A 17529-nucleotide genomic window follows, 5' to 3' on the forward strand; every position below is an offset into this window, starting at 1 on the left:
TGTTATGACTTCGAGCATCAACTCCAGCCCGCTCAACGCGATCGCCGACCAGGCGCTCGGTCTCGACGACGCCGCCGCACCGGCCGCGGTCGAACCGGCGTCGGACGAGCCGAGCTTCGCGTCGCTCGGGTTGTCGCCGGAGATCGTCTCCGCGCTGCAGGCCGCCGGCTATGTGAAGCCGACGCCGGTCCAGCAGCGCGCGATTCCGGCCGGCATCGCCGGCCGTGACCTGCTGGTCTCGAGCCCGACCGGTTCGGGCAAGACCGCTGCATTCATGCTGCCCGCGATCGAACGTTTCGCGCAGCTCCAGAAGGCACAGGCGCAGCAACCGCGCGCGCCGCGTGAACCGAACCAGGGCGACCGCCGTGCGCGCCGCCCGCAACCCGTCGCGCGCCCGGGCCTGCTCGTGCTGACGCCGACCCGCGAACTCGCGATGCAGGTCACCACCGCCGCGTCGACCTACGGCAAGCACCTGAAGCGCCTGCGCACGGTCAGCATCCTCGGCGGCGTCGCCTACGGCCAGCAGCTGATGCTGCTCGCGAAGAACCCCGAAATCCTGGTCGCCACGCCGGGCCGTCTGCTCGATCACCTCGAACGCGGCCGTATCGACCTGTCCGAGCTGAAGATGCTCGTGCTCGACGAAGCCGACCGCATGCTCGACATGGGCTTCATCGACGACATCGAAACGATCGTCGCCGCGACGCCCGCGACGCGCCAGACGATGCTGTTCTCGGCCACGCTCGACGGCAAGATCGGTTCGCTGACGAGCCGCCTGCTGAAGGATCCCGAGCGTATCGAGATCCAGCAGCGCCTCGAGTCGCGCGCGAACATCGCACAGACCGTGCATTACGTCGACGACCGCGACCACAAGGATCGCCTGCTCGATCACCTGCTGCGCGACGACGCGCTCGACCAGGCGATCATCTTCACGGCGACCAAGATCGATGCCGACCAGCTCGCCGGCCGTCTCGCCGACGCAGGCTTCGAATCGGCCGCGCTGCACGGCGACCTGCCGCAGGGCGCGCGTAACCGCACGATCCGTGCGCTGCGCGAGCGCCGTGTGCGCGTGCTGGTCGCGACCGACGTCGCGGCGCGCGGCATCGACATCCCGGGCATCACGCACGTGTTCAACTACGACCTGCCGAAGTTCGCGGAAGACTACGTGCACCGTATCGGCCGTACGGGCCGTGCGGGCCGTTCGGGCACCGCGGTGAGCCTCGTGCACCACGCCGAACAGGGCGCGCTCAAGCGCATCGAACGCTTCGTGCGCTCGCCGCTGCCGGTCAACGTGATTGAAGGTTTCGAGCCGCGCAAGGCACCCCCGCGCAACGGCGGCACCGGCGGCCGCGGCCGTCCGGGCGGCGGTAACGGCGGCGGTCGACGTTTCGGCGGCAAGCCGGGCGGCGGTCATGGCGGCAACGGCCGCAGCTACGGCGGCGGCAATGGCGGCGGCTGGAGCGGCAAGCCGGGCGGCAGCCGTGACGGCGGCCCGCGCCGCGACGGTCAACGCAGCGGCGGCCCGCGTCGCAGCAACTCCGCGTCGTAAGCACGCACGGGCGGCCACTGGCCGCCCAACGGATGGCACTGCCCATTCAGCCAACCGGCGCATCTGCGCCGGTTTTTTTTCGCCCCGCCCCACATTTCACGATGCGGAAAATTTTTTTGTGTCGTAAAAAATCATGCTGCGTGGCACAACCCGAGCGATTGCAGGATGGGAAAGAGCGTTTCTTATCTCGAAATCACAACTTCAAGCCATTGATTAAAAACAACTAAAAATTTGACTGCCGCCCCACAAAGCCCCCTGTCCCGCCCCGGTCGATTTGCCTAGACTCTTATACAAGACCTCACGAACCGGAACACAACGCTCCCGGCTTCGAGAACAGCCTCACCACCGTCAGATTCAACCCATCAGGCATCGCACCGCATCAAGGAGCTCATCATGTCGCGTCAGCAACAGGCACAGGAACTGCAAAAGCAATGGGAAACCGATCCGCGCTGGAAAGGCATCAAGCGCAGCTATTCGGCTGAGGACGTGGTCCGCCTGCGCGGTTCGGTGCCGATCGAGCACACGCTCGCCAGGCGCGGCGCGGAAAAGCTGTGGAGCCTCGTCAACAACGAGCCGTTCGTCAACGCACTCGGCGCGCTGACCGGCAACCAGGCGATGCAGCAGGTGAAGGCCGGCCTGAAGGCCATCTACCTGTCCGGCTGGCAAGTGGCCGGCGACGCGAACGTCGCGGGCGAAATGTACCCGGACCAGTCGCTGTACCCGGCAAACTCGGTGCCGCTCGTCGTGAAGCGCATCAACAACACGCTGACGCGCGCCGACCAGATCCAGTGGTCGGAAGGCAAGAATCCGGGCGACGAAGGTTATGTCGACTTCTTCGCACCGATCGTCGCCGACGCGGAAGCCGGTTTCGGCGGCGTGCTGAACGCGTTCGAGCTGATGAAGGCGATGATCGAAGCCGGCGCCTCGGGCGTCCACTTCGAGGACCAGCTCGCGTCGGTGAAGAAGTGCGGCCACATGGGCGGCAAGGTGCTCGTGCCGACCCGCGAAGCCGTCGCGAAGCTGTCGGCAGCGCGCCTCGCGGCCGACGTGATGGGCACGCCGACCGTGCTGGTTGCCCGCACCGACGCGGAAGCCGCCGACCTGATCACGTCCGACGTCGACGACAACGACAAGCCGTTCCTCACGGGCGAGCGCACGGTGGAAGGCTTCTTCCGCACGAAGCCGGGCATCGGGCAGGCGATCTCGCGCGGTCTTGCCTACGCACCGTACGCCGACCTGGTCTGGTGCGAAACCGGCAAGCCGGATCTCGAGTACGCGAAGAAGTTCGCGGAAGCGATCCACAAGCAGTTCCCGGGCAAGCTGCTGTCGTACAACTGCTCGCCGTCGTTCAACTGGAAGAAGAACCTCGACGACGCGACGATCGCGAAGTTCCAGAAGGAGCTCGGCGCGATGGGCTACAAGTTCCAGTTCATCACGCTGGCCGGCTTCCATGCGCTGAACTACTCGATGTTCAACCTCGCGCACGGCTATGCCCGCACGCAGATGAGCGCCTTCGTCGAACTGCAGCAGGCCGAGTTCGCGGCTGCGGACAAGGGCTTCACGGCCGTCAAGCACCAGCGCGAAGTCGGCACCGGCTACTTCGACGCCGTGACGCAGACGGTCGAACGCGAAGCGTCGACGACCGCACTGCACGGCTCGACCGAGGACGAGCAGTTCTTCGACGGCAAGAAGGTCGCGTAACACGCGCCAGGCGTGTCATGCCGATGCCCGCCCCCGTCTCGCGACGGCGCGGCATCGGCCACCGAACAAAAATCAGGGAGGAGACGGCAGGCGCGCGATACCGATCGCGCGACCGGCCGCGCGGCCTGCGTGCCGCCAGCAACGACGCGCGCCGGCTTCGTCCGGCGCGCCCTTTTTCCAGGGCACCGCCCTACCGATAGACGATCACCGGAATTTTCGTATGGGTCAGCACGCGCTGCGTCTCGCTGCCGATCAGCAAGCTGCCGAGCCCGCGGCGTCCGTGGGACGCCATGAAGATCACGTCGCAGCCGCCGCGTTCGGCCGCCTCGATGATGCCGAGATACGGCGACGGATGGACGCTCGTCCAGGTGTCGCAGTCGACGCCGGCCGCCTTCGCGGCCGATTCGACCTCGTCGAGATGCGTACGCGCCTCGCGCTCGCTGCGCGCCCGGAAATCGGCGGGCGGCTCGATGATCACTTCGGAAAACGGCGAGTACGGATACTGCGGCAGGCACGCGTACGCCGTGACGCGCGCACCGACCGCCCGGGCCAGGTCGATCGCGCCGTCGATCGCCTTCTGCGACAGTTCGGAACCGTCGGTTGGAACGAGGATGTGCCGGAACATCGCGCCCTCCTTCGTCAAGTACACGCCGCAAGCCGCGATCCCATCCGGGGCGGCCGTGACGCGTCGGACATGCCTCCTACGAGTGTAGTGCGCGAAACCGCCCAACCGGCCCCGGCAACGGGTTCGCCCTCATATCGGAAACACGCGGGCGAGCGCGACCGGCTCCCACTGCTACTCGCCCCAATATCCGGGCCGCTCGTAAGTGTGCTTCAGGTAGTCGAGAAACAGCCGCACACGCAGCGGCAGGTGCCGGCGTTGCGGGAACACCGCGTGGATGCCGATCGGCGGGGCGGCAAATGCGTCGAGCACGCTGACGAGCCGGCCGGCCGCGATGTCCTCGCCGACCTCCCACCACGAGCGCCACGCCAGGCCATGTCCGGCGAGGCACCATTCGTGCAGCACCGCGCCGTCCGAGCATTCCATCGTGCCGTTCACGCGGATCGACACGACCTTGCCGTCCTCCTGGAACGCCCAGCCGCGCTGCTGGTTCGCGTTTGCCGCAAGCGCGAGGCAGTTGTGCCGCGCAAGTTCCGCGAGCGTCGCGGGCGTGCCGCGCCGTACGAGGTACGCGGGAGCCGCGACGCACACGCGGCGGTTCTCGCCGAGCTTCAGCGACACGAGCGACGAATCGGGCAGCTCGCCGAGGCGCACCGCGCAATCGAACCCCTCGTTGACGAGGTCGACCATGCGGTCGGACAGGTCGAGCGTGACCGAGACGTCGGGATGCCCGACGCTGAATTCGGGCACGAGCGGTGCGACGTGCCGCCGGCCGAAGCCGGCCGGCGCGGAAATACGCAGGTGGCCGCTCGCCTTGACGCCGCCGGCGGACACGCTCGCCTCCGCGTTCTGCATGTCGTTGATGATCCGCTGGCAATCCTCGAGAAACGCCGAGCCCTCGAACGTCAGCGTGAGCTTGCGCGTCGTGCGCACCAGCAGCTTGACGCCGAGCCGCTCCTCGAGCGCGTCGAGGCGTCGGCCGATGATCGCCGGGGCGACGCCTTCCGCATGCGCAGCCGCCGACAGGCTGCCCTTCGCCGCGACCGCAGCGAACGTTTCGATCTGCTTGAACCGGTCCATGACTCGCCGGGGCGGTGCCGCCGCCCTTCAAATAGCTTAAACGGCTCAAGATTAGGTATATGAAAGTAAAAGATCAAGTGATGAATAGCGTCTTTTTTAGCGCATACGATCACGAATAGAATTCACTCGACCTCTGAAACCGGAGCGCAAGGCTATGTCGGCCACAACGACACTCTCCTCTCCCGACGCAATCCTCTTCGACGCATTCGGCACGTTGTTCGACGTGCGTGCGGTGCTGGCCGCGGCAGAGCAGATGTTTCCGGGTCACGGGGAACGGTTGTCGCAGCTGTGGCGACGCAAGCAAATCGAATACTCGCAACTGCGCACGCTCGCCGATCCGGCCGGCGCCCGCTATCGCCCGTTCCGGGACATCACGCTCGATGCGCTGCGGTTCGCCGCGCGCCGGCTCGGGCTCGCGCTGAACAGCGCGGCCGAGAAGCGACTGATGGACGAATACGCGTGCCTGTCCACCTATCCCGATACGGTGCCCGCGCTGCGCAAGCTGCGCGCGCTCGACCCGCGTCCGCCGCTCGCGATCCTGTCGAACGGCACGCCGCAGATGCTCGACATCGCGATCAAGAGCGCCGGCATGTCCGGGCTGTTCGATCGCGTGCTGTCGGCCGACACCGTGCGCGCGTACAAGCCGAGTCCGGCGGCCTATGCGCTCGGCACCGCCGCGTTCGGACCGAACCGGCGCGGCATCGTGTTCGTGTCGTCGAACGCGTGGGACGTCGCCGGCGCCGTCTGGTTCGGCTACACCACGTTCTGGCTCAACCGCACGGGCGCGCCCGCCGAGGAACTCGGCGCGCCGCCGGACGGTACGGGCACCGGCATGGCCGACCTGCTCGCATTCCTCGCCACCCCGGCTCCGTCCGGCAGACCCGCAAACCGCACGCGCCCCGGCCCGGGTGCATGACGATTGCAGCTGCCGCCTCCCCCCTTTACCGAAACCGCAACTGACCGACCAAGGAGATGAGACTCATGAGCACCCCGATCACGCTGCCGCAAGGCATGGCGATCACCGGCGAAATCAAGCCGGGTTACGAAGCAATCCTGACGCCCGACGCGCTCGCACTCGTCGCGGCGCTGCACCGCACGTTCGAACCGCGCCGCCAGGCGCTGCTGCAGGCGCGCGTCGAGCGCACGAAACGCCTCGACGCGGGCGAGCGCCCCGACTTCCTGGCCGAAACGAAGGCGATCCGCGAAGGCGACTGGAAGGTCGCGCCGCTGCCGGCCGACCTGCAATGCCGCCGCGTCGAGATCACGGGCCCCGTCGAGCGCAAGATGATCATCAACGCGCTGAACTCGGGCGCCGATTCGTACATGACGGACTTCGAGGATTCGAACGCGCCGAGCTGGACGAACCAGATCGACGGCCAGATCAACCTGAAGGACGCGGTGCGCCGGACGATCTCGCTCGAGCAGAACGGCAAGTCCTACCAGTTGAACGACAAGGTCGCGACGCTGATCGTGCGTCCGCGCGGCTGGCACCTCGACGAGAAGCACGTGACGGTCGACGGCCAGCGCGTGTCCGGCGGCATCTTCGATTTCGCGCTGTTCCTGTTCCACAACGCGAAGGAACTGCTTGCGCGCGGCTCGGGCCCGTACTTCTACCTGCCGAAGATGGAAAGCCATCTCGAGGCACGGCTGTGGAACGACATCTTCGTCGCGGCGCAGGAAGCCGTCGGCGTGCCGCGCGGCACGATCCGCGCGACGGTGCTGATCGAGACGATCCTCGCCGCGTTCGAGATGGACGAGATCCTGTACGAACTGCGCGAACACAGCTCGGGCCTGAACGCGGGCCGCTGGGACTACATCTTCTCCGCGATCAAGAAGTTCAAGAACGACCGCGACTTCTGCCTGGCCGAGCGTTCGAAGATCACGATGACGGTGCCGTTCATGCGCGCGTACGCGCTGCTGCTGCTGAAGACCTGCCACAAGCGCAACGCGCCGGCGATCGGCGGGATGAGCGCGCTGATCCCGATCAAGAACGATCCGGAAGCGAACGACAAGGCCATGAGCGGCGTGCGTTCGGACAAGCAGCGCGACGCGACCGACGGCTACGACGGCGGCTGGGTCGCGCACCCGGGCCTCGTGCCGATCGCGATGGAAGAGTTCGTCAAGGTGCTCGGCGACAAGCCGAACCAGATCGCGAAGCAGCGCGACGACGTACAGGTCGAAGGCAGGAACCTGCTCGACTTCCAGCCTGAAGCGCCGATCACCGAAGCCGGCCTGCGCAACAACATCAACGTCGGCATCCATTACCTCGGCGCCTGGCTCGACGGCAACGGCTGCGTACCGATCCACAACCTGATGGAAGATGCAGCCACGGCCGAGATTTCCCGTTCGCAGGTGTGGCAATGGATCCGCTCGCCGAAGGGCGTGCTCGACGACGGCCGCAAGGTCACGGCCGAACTCGTGCGGGAATTCTCGAAGGCCGAACTCGACAACGTGAAGCGCTCGGTCGGCGGCAACACGCAGCCGTACGAGCGCGCCGCCGCGATCTTCGAGCAGATGTCGACGTCGGAAGGCTTCACCGAATTCCTGACGCTGCCGCTGTACGAGGAAATCTGACGAAGCCGCCCGTCCTGATCGGGGCCGCCCCAGCGTCGGCGCCGGTCGCATGCGAATGACGGCACAAACGAAAGCGCCCCTCGGGGCGCTTTTTCCTTTGCGGCTGAAGCGGCTGAAGCGCGGCCGGTCAGACGGCTTCCCGCTCGCGCCGGTGCTGAACCCAGTCGCCCGACGCAATGCGCGGACGTCCGGCGGTCGCGTGCGCGGCGACCGGATAGTAAAGGCACGCGTACTGCCGGCCGCCGAGTTCGACGGTCACGTCGTCCGGCTTGAACAGCGAGTCGACACCCGGATAGACGCGCTCGATCTCGTCGAGCACGGGAACAAGCAGGTCGTCGATTTCGTAGACGTCGCCCCAGACCAGCGACTTGCCGGCCGACCCGGCAACCATCCCCGGATACGTGCCGAAATCGTAAAGCTCTCCCGGCAGCGCGGCGGCGCCGAGCAGCGTCGGCGCGGCAATTCCGTGCCTGGCGGCCGCGTGGCCGATGTCGTTGGCCTCCCCGTTTCTCAAGGTGCCGTAGACGAATACGTAACGCATCGTGGTTCTCCTCTTTGATTCGTGTGTTGCCCTGTTCACGGGCGATCCGTGCGCAATTCATGCGCAATCCCCCGCGCATCGATAGACCACGATACCGGCCCGATGGTTCGAACGCGCAAGCGCCTCTCGTCGCGGGCGGCCCTGAAATCGCCGGGCCACACACAACATTCATTTGAGCGCGGCATGATCGCCCGACAAACCGTCACATGCGCTTTCGCGGCGCCTTCTACAATAACGGCATCGCCGCAGCGTTGCCCGAATCGTTCATGAATCCGCCCGCCCAAGCCGACGTACCGAACCTGTACGTCATCGACATTCCGCCCGAATTCGCGCCGACCGCCGTCCATCCGATGCGCGTGCGCGCACGGCAGCTCGACGCCGGACGCCGCATCCCGCTGCATACGCATGCATGGGCACAGCTCGCGTACGCATCGCGCGGCGTGCTGCGCGTCGCGACGACCGGCACGACATGGATGGTGCCGCCGTCCCGTGCGATCTGGGTACCGCCGCACGTGACGCACGAGGTCGTGATCGTCGAAGAGGCGTTCTTGCGCACGCTGTACATCGACGAGTCGATCGTGCCGGAAGGGCTTGACGCGTGCCGTGTCGTCGAAGTGACGGGGCTCCTGCGCGAACTGATCGTCGCGCTCGACGCGCGCGACCTGAGCACCGCGCGCGAGCGCCTGCTGTGCGGGCTCGTGCTCGACGAGCTGAGTCGCGCCGAACCGCTGCCGCTCGCGGTACCGATGCCCGACGAAAAACGGCTGCGCATGCTGTGCGAATCGGTACTCGCGCATCCGGCGCATGCGGAGTCGCTCGAGCACTGGGCAAGCGAGGTCGGCGCGAGCACGCGCACGATTTCGCGGCTCTTCAAGCAGGAACTGGGCGTGAGTTTTTCGCAGTGGCGTCAGCAGGCACTGCTGGCACGGGCCATTCCGCTGCTGAACCAGGGGCGCCCGCTGTCGCATATCGCGCGCGAGCTCGGCTACCAGAGCCAGAGCGCCTTTTCGGCGATGTTCCGGCGCGCATTCGGCGAAAGCCCGCGCGCATTCATGCTGCGCGGCTACGAACACCGCGGCCCGGAAGGCAGCCTCGCGGACGACGAAACCCCGGACGACGACGCTGTCGGCGCTGTCCGCTGAACGCGTCGTTCGGAGCCATCAGCGCGTCAGACCGGCCGCACCATGTGACGGATCGAGCCAAGTTGCGCGAGCCGCGACCCGGCAACCCGATAGCCCATGCGCAAATAAAGACGCGCGGCAGGATTGTCGACGAACACGCGCAATTGCAGTTCGTGCAGCCCGCGCGCACGCGCCCAGCGGTGCGACATGTCGAGCATGTAGGTGCCGGCGCCCTGCCCGCGATGACCGGCCGCGATCTGTACGTCGCGGATGTGCAGCGAATCGCCCTCCTCGGTCACGCGCAGCACGCCGATGCGCTCGCCGTCGGCCTCGAGGATGAAGTTCTCGGATTCGCGCCAGCTCGCGTAGAACAGGTCGCTGCGCCAGACGAGCCCATGGCGCTTGTAATAGCCGCCCATGTTGCCGTGCGTCAGCGCTTCGGCAAACGGAAAATCGCCGGCCTCCGCGGGCCGGAGCTGATACAGGAGTCGCAGGTCGGTCGGATCGAGCATCGCGCAGGGGTCAAGAACGCATCCCGCCACGATAGCGCAGTCGCGTGCGGATGCAATCGCGGATTTCTCGTAGCGGCTCGACGCGTGATGACCGGTGGTTACGTGCCGCCTGCAGACGCAACGGGAAACGCAAAATGAAAAAGCCCGCACAAGGCGGGCTTCTTCATTTTTTGGCGGAGCGGACGGGACTCGCCTACATCCTGCAGGCCGCGGATGCGCGTGCACGCGCATCCCTTCGCGTCCCGCCGGAAGCCGCGCAGGCGGCTTCCTCCGCTCCGCGGTCACGCGCCCGCCAGCGGGCGCAACCGACGATACAAATGAAAAAGCCCGCACAAGGCGGGCTTCTTCATTTTTTGGCGGAGCGGACGGGACTCGAACCCGCGACCCCCGGCGTGACAGGCCGGTATTCTAACCGACTGAACTACCGCTCCAGTCTTGCTGCTTGCCTGGCAGGCGTCGGTTGCTTCCTGCCGGCGCATCGTTTGTTCGAACGACGCCGAAATCTGGCGTCCCCTAGGGGATTCGAACCCCTGTACTCACCGTGAAAGGGTGATGTCCTAGGCCTCTAGACGAAGGGGACAACGTACTGCTTACATCCTTAATGCAAAAGCCCGTTCAAAAAACGTTCTTTGAACGGGCTTCGTTCTGGCGGAGCGGACGGGGCTCGAACCCGCGACCCCCGGCGTGACAGGCCGGTATTCTAACCAACTGAACTACCGCTCCAGCTTTTCTTACCCTCGCCCGCAGGATCTTGTCACGTCCTGCAAGCGATGCGGCACTTCTACGAAACGCCGCTGAATCCTGGCGTCCCCTAGGGGATTCGAACCCCTGTACTCACCGTGAAAGGGTGATGTCCTAGGCCTCTAGACGAAGGGGACAACGTACTGCTTACATCTTTAATACAAAAGCCCGCTCAAAAACGTCTTGAACGGGCTTCGTTCTGGCGGAGCGGACGGGACTCGAACCCGCGACCCCCGGCGTGACAGGCCGGTATTCTAACCGACTGAACTACCGCTCCAGCTTTCTTACCCAACCCGCAGGACGTCGGTTACGTTCCTGCGAGCCTTGCGACACTTCTACGAAACGCCGCTGAATCCTGGCGTCCCCTAGGGGATTCGAACCCCTGTACTCACCGTGAAAGGGTGATGTCCTAGGCCTCTAGACGAAGGGGACAAAATCTTTTCAGATCTGTCTGACTTTCGCTATTCACTTTTCAATCAACAGCGAAGGCCGAAATTCTAACTGCTTTGAATCATTTTGTGAAGCATTTATTACTACCCTACTTGCTTCGCAAATCAACTCAGCTTGTTCTGATGGTGGAGGTAAGCGGGATCGAACCGCTGACCTCTTGCATGCCATGCAAGCGCTCTCCCAGCTGAGCTATACCCCCTTGCAGAACAGAAATGAGATTATATGGAGCTACTTTGAACTTGTAAATACCCTTTTTGCGATTGGAGCGAAATTTTTTGCGAAGCCGCCGCGATGTCACGCACGGGCAGCTTCGCTCGCCCCCGAATCTCAGGCCAGCACGGCCTCGATGCGCGACACCACGACATCGCGACCGAACAGGACGAGCACCGCGTCGATCGACGGCGTGTGCGTCGTCCCCGCCACCAGCAGGCGCACCGGCATCGCGAGTTGCGGCATCTTCAGCTTGTGCGTGCCGAGCGTCGCCTTCAGCGCGGCGGATACGGCCTCCTTCGTCCAGTCGGCCGCCTTCAGCGCAGCGACGAGATCGGCCAGCGCCGGACGCACCGCATCGGTCACGTGCTGCGCAAGCGCATCGGCCTCCGGTGCCGGCACGCGGTAGAACATCGCAGCGCCTTCCGCGATCTCCTTGACCGTCGTCGCGCGATCCTTCATCAGCCCGACCACGGCATCGAGCGCCGGGCCCGTGGCGATCGCCGCATCGTCGACGCCGAGTGCGGCGAGGAACGGTTTGGCCAGCTCGGCGAGGCGCGCGTTGTCCGCTTCCTTGATGTAATGCGCGTTCAGCCAGCTCAGCTTGCTGTGGTCGTATTGCGCGGGCGACTTGCCGAGATGCTCGAGATCGAACCATTCGACGAACTGCTCACGCGAGAAGATCTCGGCATCGCCGTGCGACCAGCCGAGGCGCGCGAGATAGTTGACGACCGCTTCGGGCAGGAAACCCGCGTCGCGATACGCCATCACGCTCATCGCGCCATGCCGCTTGCTCATCTTCTCGCCCTGCTCGTTCAGCACGGTCGGCAGGTGCGCGTAGACCGGCGCCTCGCCGCCGAGCGCATTCAGGATGTTGATCTGGCGCGGCGTGTTGTTCACGTGGTCGTCGCCACGGATCACGTGCGTGATGCCCATGTCCATGTCGTCCACCACCACGCAGAAGTTGTAGATCGGCGTGCCGTCCGGGCGCGCGATCACGAGGTCGTCGAGTTCCTCGTTCGAAATCTCGACACGCCCCTTCACCGCGTCATCCCACACGACCGTGCCCGTCAGCGGATTGCGGAAACGCAGCACCGGCTTCACGCCGGCCGGCGGCTCCGGCAGCACCTTGCCGGGCTCCGGACGCCACGTGCCGTCGTAGCGCGGCTTCAGGCCGGCCTCGCGCTGGCGTTCGCGCAGCGCGTCGAGCTCCTCGGCCGACATGTAGCACGGGTAGGCAAGCCCCTTCTCCAGCATCTGCGCGAGCACCTCGCGATAGCGGTCCATCCGCTGCATCTGGTAGATCGGGCCTTCGTCGAAATCCAGGCCGAGCCATTGCATCCCTTCGAGGATCGCGTCGACCGCTTCCTGCGACGAGCGCTCGACGTCGGTGTCCTCGATGCGCAGCACGAACGTGCCCTTCATCTTGCGGGCGAACGCCCACGGATAGAGCGCGGAGCGGATGTTGCCGAGGTGGATGAAGCCGGTGGGACTCGGCGCGAAGCGGGTACGGACAGGACGGGTCATAAACGGTAACTCGAACGCCTGGGGCGCATGAATGATTCGACGCGGGATCGACGGCGGCAGCCCGGACAGCAACGGGGCCGGCCGCGCCCGGAACGGGAAAGAAGCCGGAATTATACTCGCGCCGGACATCGCGCCAAGCGCGCCGCTTGCTTTATGATGTGCGCGCCGCGGCCGCCAGCCGGCGCGGCGCCGGCCGCACGGAACCTGCCGCGCGGCCGCTCGGAACCTATCGCCGCCGCGGGCCGTGTGACCCGCCGCCAAGCCGCCGGAGAACCATTCGATGTCGTCCCCTCGCCTGTCGCGCCGCCACTTCACGATCGCCGCCGCGTCCGCCAGCCTCGCCGCCTGCACGTCGTTCGGCGACAAATCCCGTTCGGACAATACGTCCGGCGCCACGCAGCCGCGCGAGAAGCCGGTGAAGATCGGCATCGCGCTCGGCGGCGGCGCCGCGCGCGGCTTCTCGCACATCGGCGTGCTGAAGGCGCTCGAGGCGCGCGGCATCCCGGTCGAAATCGTCGCGGGCACGAGCGCGGGCTCGGTGGTCGGCGCACTGTATGCGTCGGGCATGAGCGCACTGCAGATCAACAAGATCGCGCTCGACATGGACCAGGCGGCGATCAGCGACTGGGCGCTGCCGTTCCGTTCGCGCGGGCTGCTGCAGGGCGTGGCGCTGCAGAACTTCCTGAACAAGACGCTCAACAACCGGCCGATCGAGAAGATGGCGAAGCCGCTCGGTATTGTCGCGACCGATCTGCAGAGCGGTCAGCCGATCCTGTTCCAGCAGGGCAACACGGGGCTCGCGGTGCGTGCGTCGTGCAGCGTGCCGTCGGTGTTCGAACCGGTGAAGATCGGCAACCGCGAATATGTCGACGGCGGCCTCGTGAGCCCCGTGCCGGCGTCGTACGCGCGCAAGATGGGCGCGAGCTTCGTGATCGCGGTCGACATCTCGGCCCGGCCGGACGGCGCGGCAACCAACAACCCGATCGAGATGCTGCTGCAGACCTTCACGATCATGGGCCAGACGATCAAGACCTACGAGCTCGAAAAGTACGCCGACGTCGTGATCCGCCCGAACCTCGCGGCCATGGGCGGCAGCGACTTCAACCAGCGCAACGCGGCCATTCTTGCAGGCGAGGAAGCCGTCGCGCGCATCATGCCGGAACTGCAGCGCAAGCTCGCGGCAGCGCGCGGCGTAGCCGCCGCGTAAGCACGCGACGCGCAGGCCGGCGCGCGCCGCCGGCCGGCAAACGACGGCGCGACCGTCATTCACCGTTTGCACCGCCCCAAAACAAAAAACCCTGCCGCCTTTCGGTGACAGGGTTTTTTTGATCCGGCCGGACCGGCCGTCGAACGTCAGTTGTTGCCGTTCGCCGAATCGTCGCCAATCGTCGCGCGCACGCGCTGACGCAGATCTTCCGGCTTCATCGGGAACTCCGACTCAAGCCGGCGCGCGCCGGTGAAACGCTTTTCCCAGTAGCCGCTATCGAGATCGTCGACGCGGATGGTGCTGCCCGTCGACGGCGAGTGCACGAACTTGTTGTCGCCGATGTAGATGCCGACGTGCGAGAACGTGCGGCGCATCGTGTTGAAGAACACGAGATCGCCCGGCTTGAGGTTGCTCATGCTCACCTTCTCGCCGACGCGGCTCATCTCTTCCGCTCGACGCGGCAGCGACATGCCGAGGGTGTCCTGGAACACGTAGCGCACGAAGCCGCTGCAGTCGAGGCCCGAATCAGGCGAGTTGCCGCCCCAGCGATAGCGCACGCCGATCATGTTCAGCGCGCCGACGACCACGTCGCCCGCCTTGCCGGCCATGCCGGCGAGGAACGACTTCGCGCCGCCGCTCGACGGCTGCGCGCTGGTCTGCTGGAGGGAGGAATTCGACGCGTTCTGCGTCGAATTGGTGACATTCTGGTTAAAACTGCTGACTTCGTCGGCGAACGCGCCGGGTGCTGCTGCGAACAGGGCGCCGATGAATAGCCCGGCGATGGTGCGCGCGCATGCCTGGGTCAGGGATCGATGCTGCATTGGTCGATGGAATGTGCTTAAAAATCAGCTGATTGGCGGAAAATTTCGGTCGATACTAGCCAGCGCGTAATCGTTTGTCAAAACAAATTAATAAATACAATCGAGATGGTCAGACCATTGGCGGCCTATCACGCTTTCCAGACCGCTTTCAACAGCTTTTGTGTGTAAGGATGTGACGGTCTGCTGAAGATGTCGGCCACCTCTCCCGACTCGACGACGGCCCCGCCCTGCATCACCGCGACGCGGTGCGCCATCGCCCCGATCACCTCCAGGTCATGGCTGATGAATACATAGCCGAGGTTGTATTTCTGTTGCAAATTCGCGAGCAGCTTGAGCACCTGCTGCTGGATCGACACGTCGAGCGCGGACGTCGGCTCGTCGAGGATCAGGATGCGCGGTTCCAGCACCAGCGCGCGCGCGATCGCGATCCGCTGGCGCTGCCCGCCCGAGAATTCATGCGGATAACGGTGCAGCACCGTGCGGTCGAGGCCGACTTCGCGCAGCACCGCGAGCGACTTCGCGCGACGCGCATCGGGCGTCATGTCCGGGCGATGCAGTTCGAGCCCCTCGCCGACGATCCGCTCGATCGTGTGACGCGGAGAAAGCGAACTGAACGGGTCCTGAAAGACCACCTGCATGTTCGAGCGCAGGGCGGTCTGTTCGCGGCCTCGATAGGTCGACAGCGCGCGCCCCTGGAATTCGATCGTGCCGCCGGCCGTCTTTTGCAGGCCGAGCAGCGCCATCGCGAGCGTCGACTTTCCCGATCCCGATTCACCGACGATGCCGAGCGTCTCGCCCTGCCGCACCGACACCGACACATCCGCGACGGCCGTCACGGGCACCGAGCCGAACCAGCCCGCGATGCCCGGCCGCTTGCGCGCGAACTGCACGCTCACGTGGCGGGCATCGAGCACGACGGGCGCGATCGGCATCACCGGCGCGACCGCGCGTTGCGGCCGGCTGTTCAGCAGCCGCTGCGTATACGGATGCTCGGGTTCCGCGAAGATCCGCTCGACCGGCCCGCTCTCGACGAGCCGGCCGTGCTCCATCACCGCGACGCGATCCGCGAAGTGCCGCACGAGATTCAGGTCGTGCGTGATCAGCAGGATCGCCATCCCGCGCTTTTCCGCTTCCTCGCGCTGCAGCTCCAGCAGCAGGTCGACGATCTGCGCGCGGATCGTCACGTCGAGCGCGGTGGTCGGCTCGTCGGCCAGCAGCAGGCGCGGCCGGCAGGCGAGCGCCATCGCGATCATCGCGCGCTGCCGCTGACCGCCCGACAACTGGTGCGGATAGCTGTCGACACGCTTCTCCGGCTCCGCGATGCCCGTGCGCGCAAGCAGAGCGATCGCACGCTTGCGCGCCTCGACCGCCGATACGCCGTCGTGCAGCACGATCGTCTCGCCGATCTGCACGCCGATCGTATACAGCGGGTTGAGCGCCGTCATCGGTTCCTGGAAGATCATTGCGATGTCCGAGCCGCGCAGCCCGCGCATCTCGCGCTCGCTCTTGCCAGCCAGGTCCTGCCCCGCGAAGCGGATCGCCCCGCTCACGTCGGCGTCGCGCAGCAGCCGCAGGATCGACAGCGCGGTCACGCTCTTGCCGGAACCCGATTCGCCGACCAGCGCGACGCGCTCGCCGCGACCGATCTCGAGCGTCACGTCGTCCACCGCGACCGTGTCGCCGAAGCGCACATGCAGATGCTCGAGCGCCAGCAGCGGCTCATGCTGCGTCGATACGACCGCCTCGCTCATCGCTGGCCTCCCGCCGCGCGCACCGAATCGGCGATCCGCGTATCGAGTGCGTTGCGCAGCGCGTCGCCCATGAAGGTCAGCAACAGCAGCGTCGTGACCAGCACGCCGAAGGTCGACAACGAGATCCACCATGCGTCGAGGTTGCCCTTGCCCTGCGCGAGCAGTTCGCCGAGGCTCGGGGTCGGCGGCGGCACGCCGAGCCCGAGGAAATCGAGGCTCGTGAGCGCGAGGATCGAGCCGCTCATCCGGAACGGCAGGAACGTGATCACCGGCGTGAGGCTGTTCGGCAGCACATGGCGCCAGATGATCTGCCAGTTCGTGAGCCCCATCGCGCGCGCCGCGCGCACGTAGTCCTGCGTGCGGTTGCGCAGGAATTCCGCGCGCACGTAGTCGGCGAGCCCGATCCAGCCGAACAGCGACAGCAGCACGATCAGCAGCAGGAAACTCGGCTCGAAGATCGACGCGAAGATGATCAGCAGGTACAGCTCGGGCAGCGAACTCCAGATCTCGATCAGGCGCTGCCCGACGATGTCGATGCGCCCGCCGAAGAAGCCCTGCACGGCGCCCGCGGCGATCCCGAGCAGCGTGCCGATCACGGTCAGGATCAGCCCGAACTCGACCGACACGCGGAACCCGTACACCAGCCGGGCGAGCAGGTCGCGCCCCTGCGCGTCGGTGCCGAGCCAGTTCGCGCGCGACGGCGGCGCGGGGTTCGGCACGTTCGAGAAGTAGTTCAGCGTGTCGTAGTAGTAATGGTTCGGCGGGTAGACGACGAAGTTGCCGGGCGCCTCGAGCCGCTTGCGCACATACGGATCGAGATAGTCGGCCGGCGTCGGGAAATCGCCGCCGAAGGTCGTCTCCGGATACGCATGGAACATCGGGAAATAGGTCTGGCCGTCGTAACGCACGACGAGCGGCTTGTCGTTCGACCACAGCGGCGCCGCGAGGCTCGCGGCGAACGCGACGACGAAGATCACGAAGCTCCAGTAGCCGAGGCGCTGCTGCCTGAAGCGCTGCCATACGCGGCGCGCGGGAGACGGCGACACGCGGGCACGCGCCGCGTCGATGCGGGACGACACGACGGCCCGGTTCATCGCGCACCTCGCCCGGTGACGCCGGGCATGC

At 66.0% G+C, this 17529-nt stretch carries 14 protein-coding genes and 7 tRNA genes; 6 read left to right on the forward strand and 15 right to left on the reverse strand.

Annotated features, from left to right (window positions below; genetic code table 11):
* The first annotated feature begins 4 nt into the window (after positions 1-4).
* Complete coding sequence (locus VK92_RS06855; RefSeq protein WP_021159078.1) at positions 5-1546, forward strand: DEAD/DEAH box helicase; 1542 nt, start codon at positions 5-7, stop codon at positions 1544-1546.
* Between the two features lie 393 nt (positions 1547-1939).
* Positions 1940-3247 carry an isocitrate lyase gene (gene aceA / locus VK92_RS06860; RefSeq protein WP_048020876.1) on the forward strand — a complete coding sequence of 436 codons (1308 nt, stop codon included), beginning with the start codon at positions 1940-1942 and terminating at the stop codon, positions 3245-3247.
* A gap of 190 nt (positions 3248-3437) precedes the next feature.
* On the opposite strand, the gene VK92_RS06865 is transcribed toward aceA, so the two are convergent.
* Together VK92_RS06865 and VK92_RS06870 are read right to left on the reverse strand one after the other, a co-directional pair.
* Positions 3438-3872 (reverse strand): universal stress protein, encoded by a 435-nt coding sequence (locus VK92_RS06865; RefSeq protein ID WP_011352489.1) that lies wholly within the window; start codon positions 3870-3872, stop codon positions 3438-3440.
* Between the two features lie 171 nt (positions 3873-4043).
* Positions 4044-4949, reverse strand: a complete 906-nt coding sequence (locus tag VK92_RS06870) for a LysR family transcriptional regulator (RefSeq protein WP_021159074.1) — start codon at positions 4947-4949, stop codon at positions 4044-4046.
* 154 nt (positions 4950-5103) lie between these two features.
* On the opposite strand from VK92_RS06870, the gene VK92_RS06875 reads away from it, so the two are divergent.
* Positions 5104-5865 carry a haloacid dehalogenase type II gene (locus tag VK92_RS06875; RefSeq protein WP_021159073.1) on the forward strand — a complete coding sequence of 254 codons (762 nt, stop codon included), beginning with the start codon at positions 5104-5106 and terminating at the stop codon, positions 5863-5865.
* A gap of 65 nt (positions 5866-5930) precedes the next feature.
* Positions 5931-7523 (forward strand): malate synthase A, encoded by a 1593-nt coding sequence (aceB, locus tag VK92_RS06880; protein ID WP_048021132.1) that lies wholly within the window; start codon positions 5931-5933, stop codon positions 7521-7523.
* Between the two features lie 127 nt (positions 7524-7650).
* On the opposite strand, the gene VK92_RS06885 is transcribed toward aceB, so the two are convergent.
* On the reverse strand, positions 7651-8064 hold the full coding sequence (locus tag VK92_RS06885) for a gamma-glutamylcyclotransferase family protein (RefSeq protein WP_021159071.1): 414 nt from the start codon (positions 8062-8064) through the stop codon (positions 7651-7653).
* A 266-nt stretch (positions 8065-8330) separates the two neighbouring features.
* On the opposite strand from VK92_RS06885, the gene VK92_RS06890 reads away from it, so the two are divergent.
* Positions 8331-9206 (forward strand): AraC family transcriptional regulator, encoded by an 876-nt coding sequence (locus VK92_RS06890; RefSeq protein ID WP_048021130.1) that lies wholly within the window; start codon positions 8331-8333, stop codon positions 9204-9206.
* Positions 9207-9232: 26 nt separating this feature from the next.
* Here VK92_RS06890 and VK92_RS06895 read toward each other — a convergent pair whose 3' ends face one another.
* From VK92_RS06895 to gltX, 9 genes are all read right to left on the reverse strand, one after another.
* Positions 9233-9697, reverse strand: coding sequence for a GNAT family N-acetyltransferase (locus tag VK92_RS06895; RefSeq protein ID WP_021159069.1), 465 nt, complete (start codon positions 9695-9697; stop codon positions 9233-9235).
* Between the two features lie 354 nt (positions 9698-10051).
* Positions 10052-10128, reverse strand: a tRNA-Asp gene (locus VK92_RS06900).
* Positions 10129-10201: 73 nt separating this feature from the next.
* Positions 10202-10277 (reverse strand) — tRNA-Glu (locus tag VK92_RS06905).
* A 66-nt stretch (positions 10278-10343) separates the two neighbouring features.
* Positions 10344-10420, reverse strand: a tRNA-Asp gene (locus tag VK92_RS06910).
* A 79-nt stretch (positions 10421-10499) separates the two neighbouring features.
* A tRNA-Glu gene (locus VK92_RS06915) sits at positions 10500-10575 on the reverse strand.
* A gap of 63 nt (positions 10576-10638) precedes the next feature.
* Positions 10639-10715: transfer RNA gene (locus VK92_RS06920), tRNA-Asp, on the reverse strand.
* Between the two features lie 79 nt (positions 10716-10794).
* Positions 10795-10870, reverse strand: a tRNA-Glu gene (locus VK92_RS06925).
* A 141-nt stretch (positions 10871-11011) separates the two neighbouring features.
* Positions 11012-11087: transfer RNA gene (locus tag VK92_RS06930), tRNA-Ala, on the reverse strand.
* 128 nt (positions 11088-11215) lie between these two features.
* Positions 11216-12625, reverse strand: a complete 1410-nt coding sequence (gene gltX, locus VK92_RS06935; RefSeq protein ID WP_048020872.1) for a glutamate--tRNA ligase — start codon at positions 12623-12625, stop codon at positions 11216-11218.
* 280 nt (positions 12626-12905) lie between these two features.
* Here gltX and VK92_RS06940 point away from each other — a divergent pair, with 280 nt between their 5' ends.
* The gene (locus tag VK92_RS06940; protein ID WP_021162487.1) at positions 12906-13832 is read left to right on the forward strand and encodes a patatin-like phospholipase family protein; all 927 of its coding nucleotides are present in this window, start codon (positions 12906-12908) and stop codon (positions 13830-13832) included.
* 146 nt (positions 13833-13978) lie between these two features.
* Here VK92_RS06940 and VK92_RS06945 read toward each other — a convergent pair whose 3' ends face one another.
* The 3 genes from VK92_RS06945 to VK92_RS06955 all read right to left on the reverse strand — a co-directional run bounded on the left by VK92_RS06945 (position 13979) and on the right by VK92_RS06955 (position 17498).
* Positions 13979-14653 carry a C40 family peptidase gene (locus VK92_RS06945; RefSeq protein WP_011352498.1) on the reverse strand — a complete coding sequence of 225 codons (675 nt, stop codon included), beginning with the start codon at positions 14651-14653 and terminating at the stop codon, positions 13979-13981.
* 128 nt (positions 14654-14781) lie between these two features.
* A complete protein-coding gene (locus tag VK92_RS06950; RefSeq protein ID WP_021162485.1) occupies positions 14782-16404 on the reverse strand; it encodes an ABC transporter ATP-binding protein in 1623 nt (540 codons plus the stop codon).
* Positions 16401-17498 carry an ABC transporter permease gene (locus VK92_RS06955; RefSeq protein WP_048020867.1) on the reverse strand — a complete coding sequence of 366 codons (1098 nt, stop codon included), beginning with the start codon at positions 17496-17498 and terminating at the stop codon, positions 16401-16403. Before VK92_RS06955 ends, VK92_RS06950 begins: the two co-directional genes overlap by 4 nt.
* Positions 17499-17529: the final 31 nt, after the last annotated feature.

The organism is Burkholderia sp. LK4 (assembly GCF_001043615.1).
GTDB lineage: Bacteria > Pseudomonadota > Gammaproteobacteria > Burkholderiales > Burkholderiaceae > Burkholderia > Burkholderia cepacia.

Bases quoted from the DNA above. Each gene is read 5' to 3' on its own strand.
- VK92_RS06890 (WP_048021130.1), top strand. From the start codon at position 8,331: ATGAATCCGCCCGCCCAAGCCGACGTACCGAACCTGTACGTCATCGAC.
- VK92_RS06895 (WP_021159069.1), bottom strand. From the start codon at position 9,697: ATGCTCGATCCGACCGACCTGCGACTCCTGTATCAGCTCCGGCCCGCG.
- aceB (WP_048021132.1), top strand. From the start codon at position 5,931: ATGAGCACCCCGATCACGCTGCCGCAAGGCATGGCGATCACCGGCGAA.
- VK92_RS06865 (WP_011352489.1), bottom strand. From the start codon at position 3,872: ATGTTCCGGCACATCCTCGTTCCAACCGACGGTTCCGAACTGTCGCAG.
- VK92_RS06950 (WP_021162485.1), bottom strand. From the start codon at position 16,404: ATGAGCGAGGCGGTCGTATCGACGCAGCATGAGCCGCTGCTGGCGCTC.
- gltX (WP_048020872.1), bottom strand. From the start codon at position 12,625: ATGACCCGTCCTGTCCGTACCCGCTTCGCGCCGAGTCCCACCGGCTTC.
- VK92_RS06870 (WP_021159074.1), bottom strand. From the start codon at position 4,949: ATGGACCGGTTCAAGCAGATCGAAACGTTCGCTGCGGTCGCGGCGAAG.
- VK92_RS06955 (WP_048020867.1), bottom strand. From the start codon at position 17,498: ATGAACCGGGCCGTCGTGTCGTCCCGCATCGACGCGGCGCGTGCCCGC.
- VK92_RS06945 (WP_011352498.1), bottom strand. From the start codon at position 14,653: ATGCAGCATCGATCCCTGACCCAGGCATGCGCGCGCACCATCGCCGGG.
- VK92_RS06855 (WP_021159078.1), top strand. From the start codon at position 5: ATGACTTCGAGCATCAACTCCAGCCCGCTCAACGCGATCGCCGACCAG.
- VK92_RS06940 (WP_021162487.1), top strand. From the start codon at position 12,906: ATGTCGTCCCCTCGCCTGTCGCGCCGCCACTTCACGATCGCCGCCGCG.
- VK92_RS06875 (WP_021159073.1), top strand. From the start codon at position 5,104: ATGTCGGCCACAACGACACTCTCCTCTCCCGACGCAATCCTCTTCGAC.
- VK92_RS06885 (WP_021159071.1), bottom strand. From the start codon at position 8,064: ATGCGTTACGTATTCGTCTACGGCACCTTGAGAAACGGGGAGGCCAAC.
- aceA (WP_048020876.1), top strand. From the start codon at position 1,940: ATGTCGCGTCAGCAACAGGCACAGGAACTGCAAAAGCAATGGGAAACC.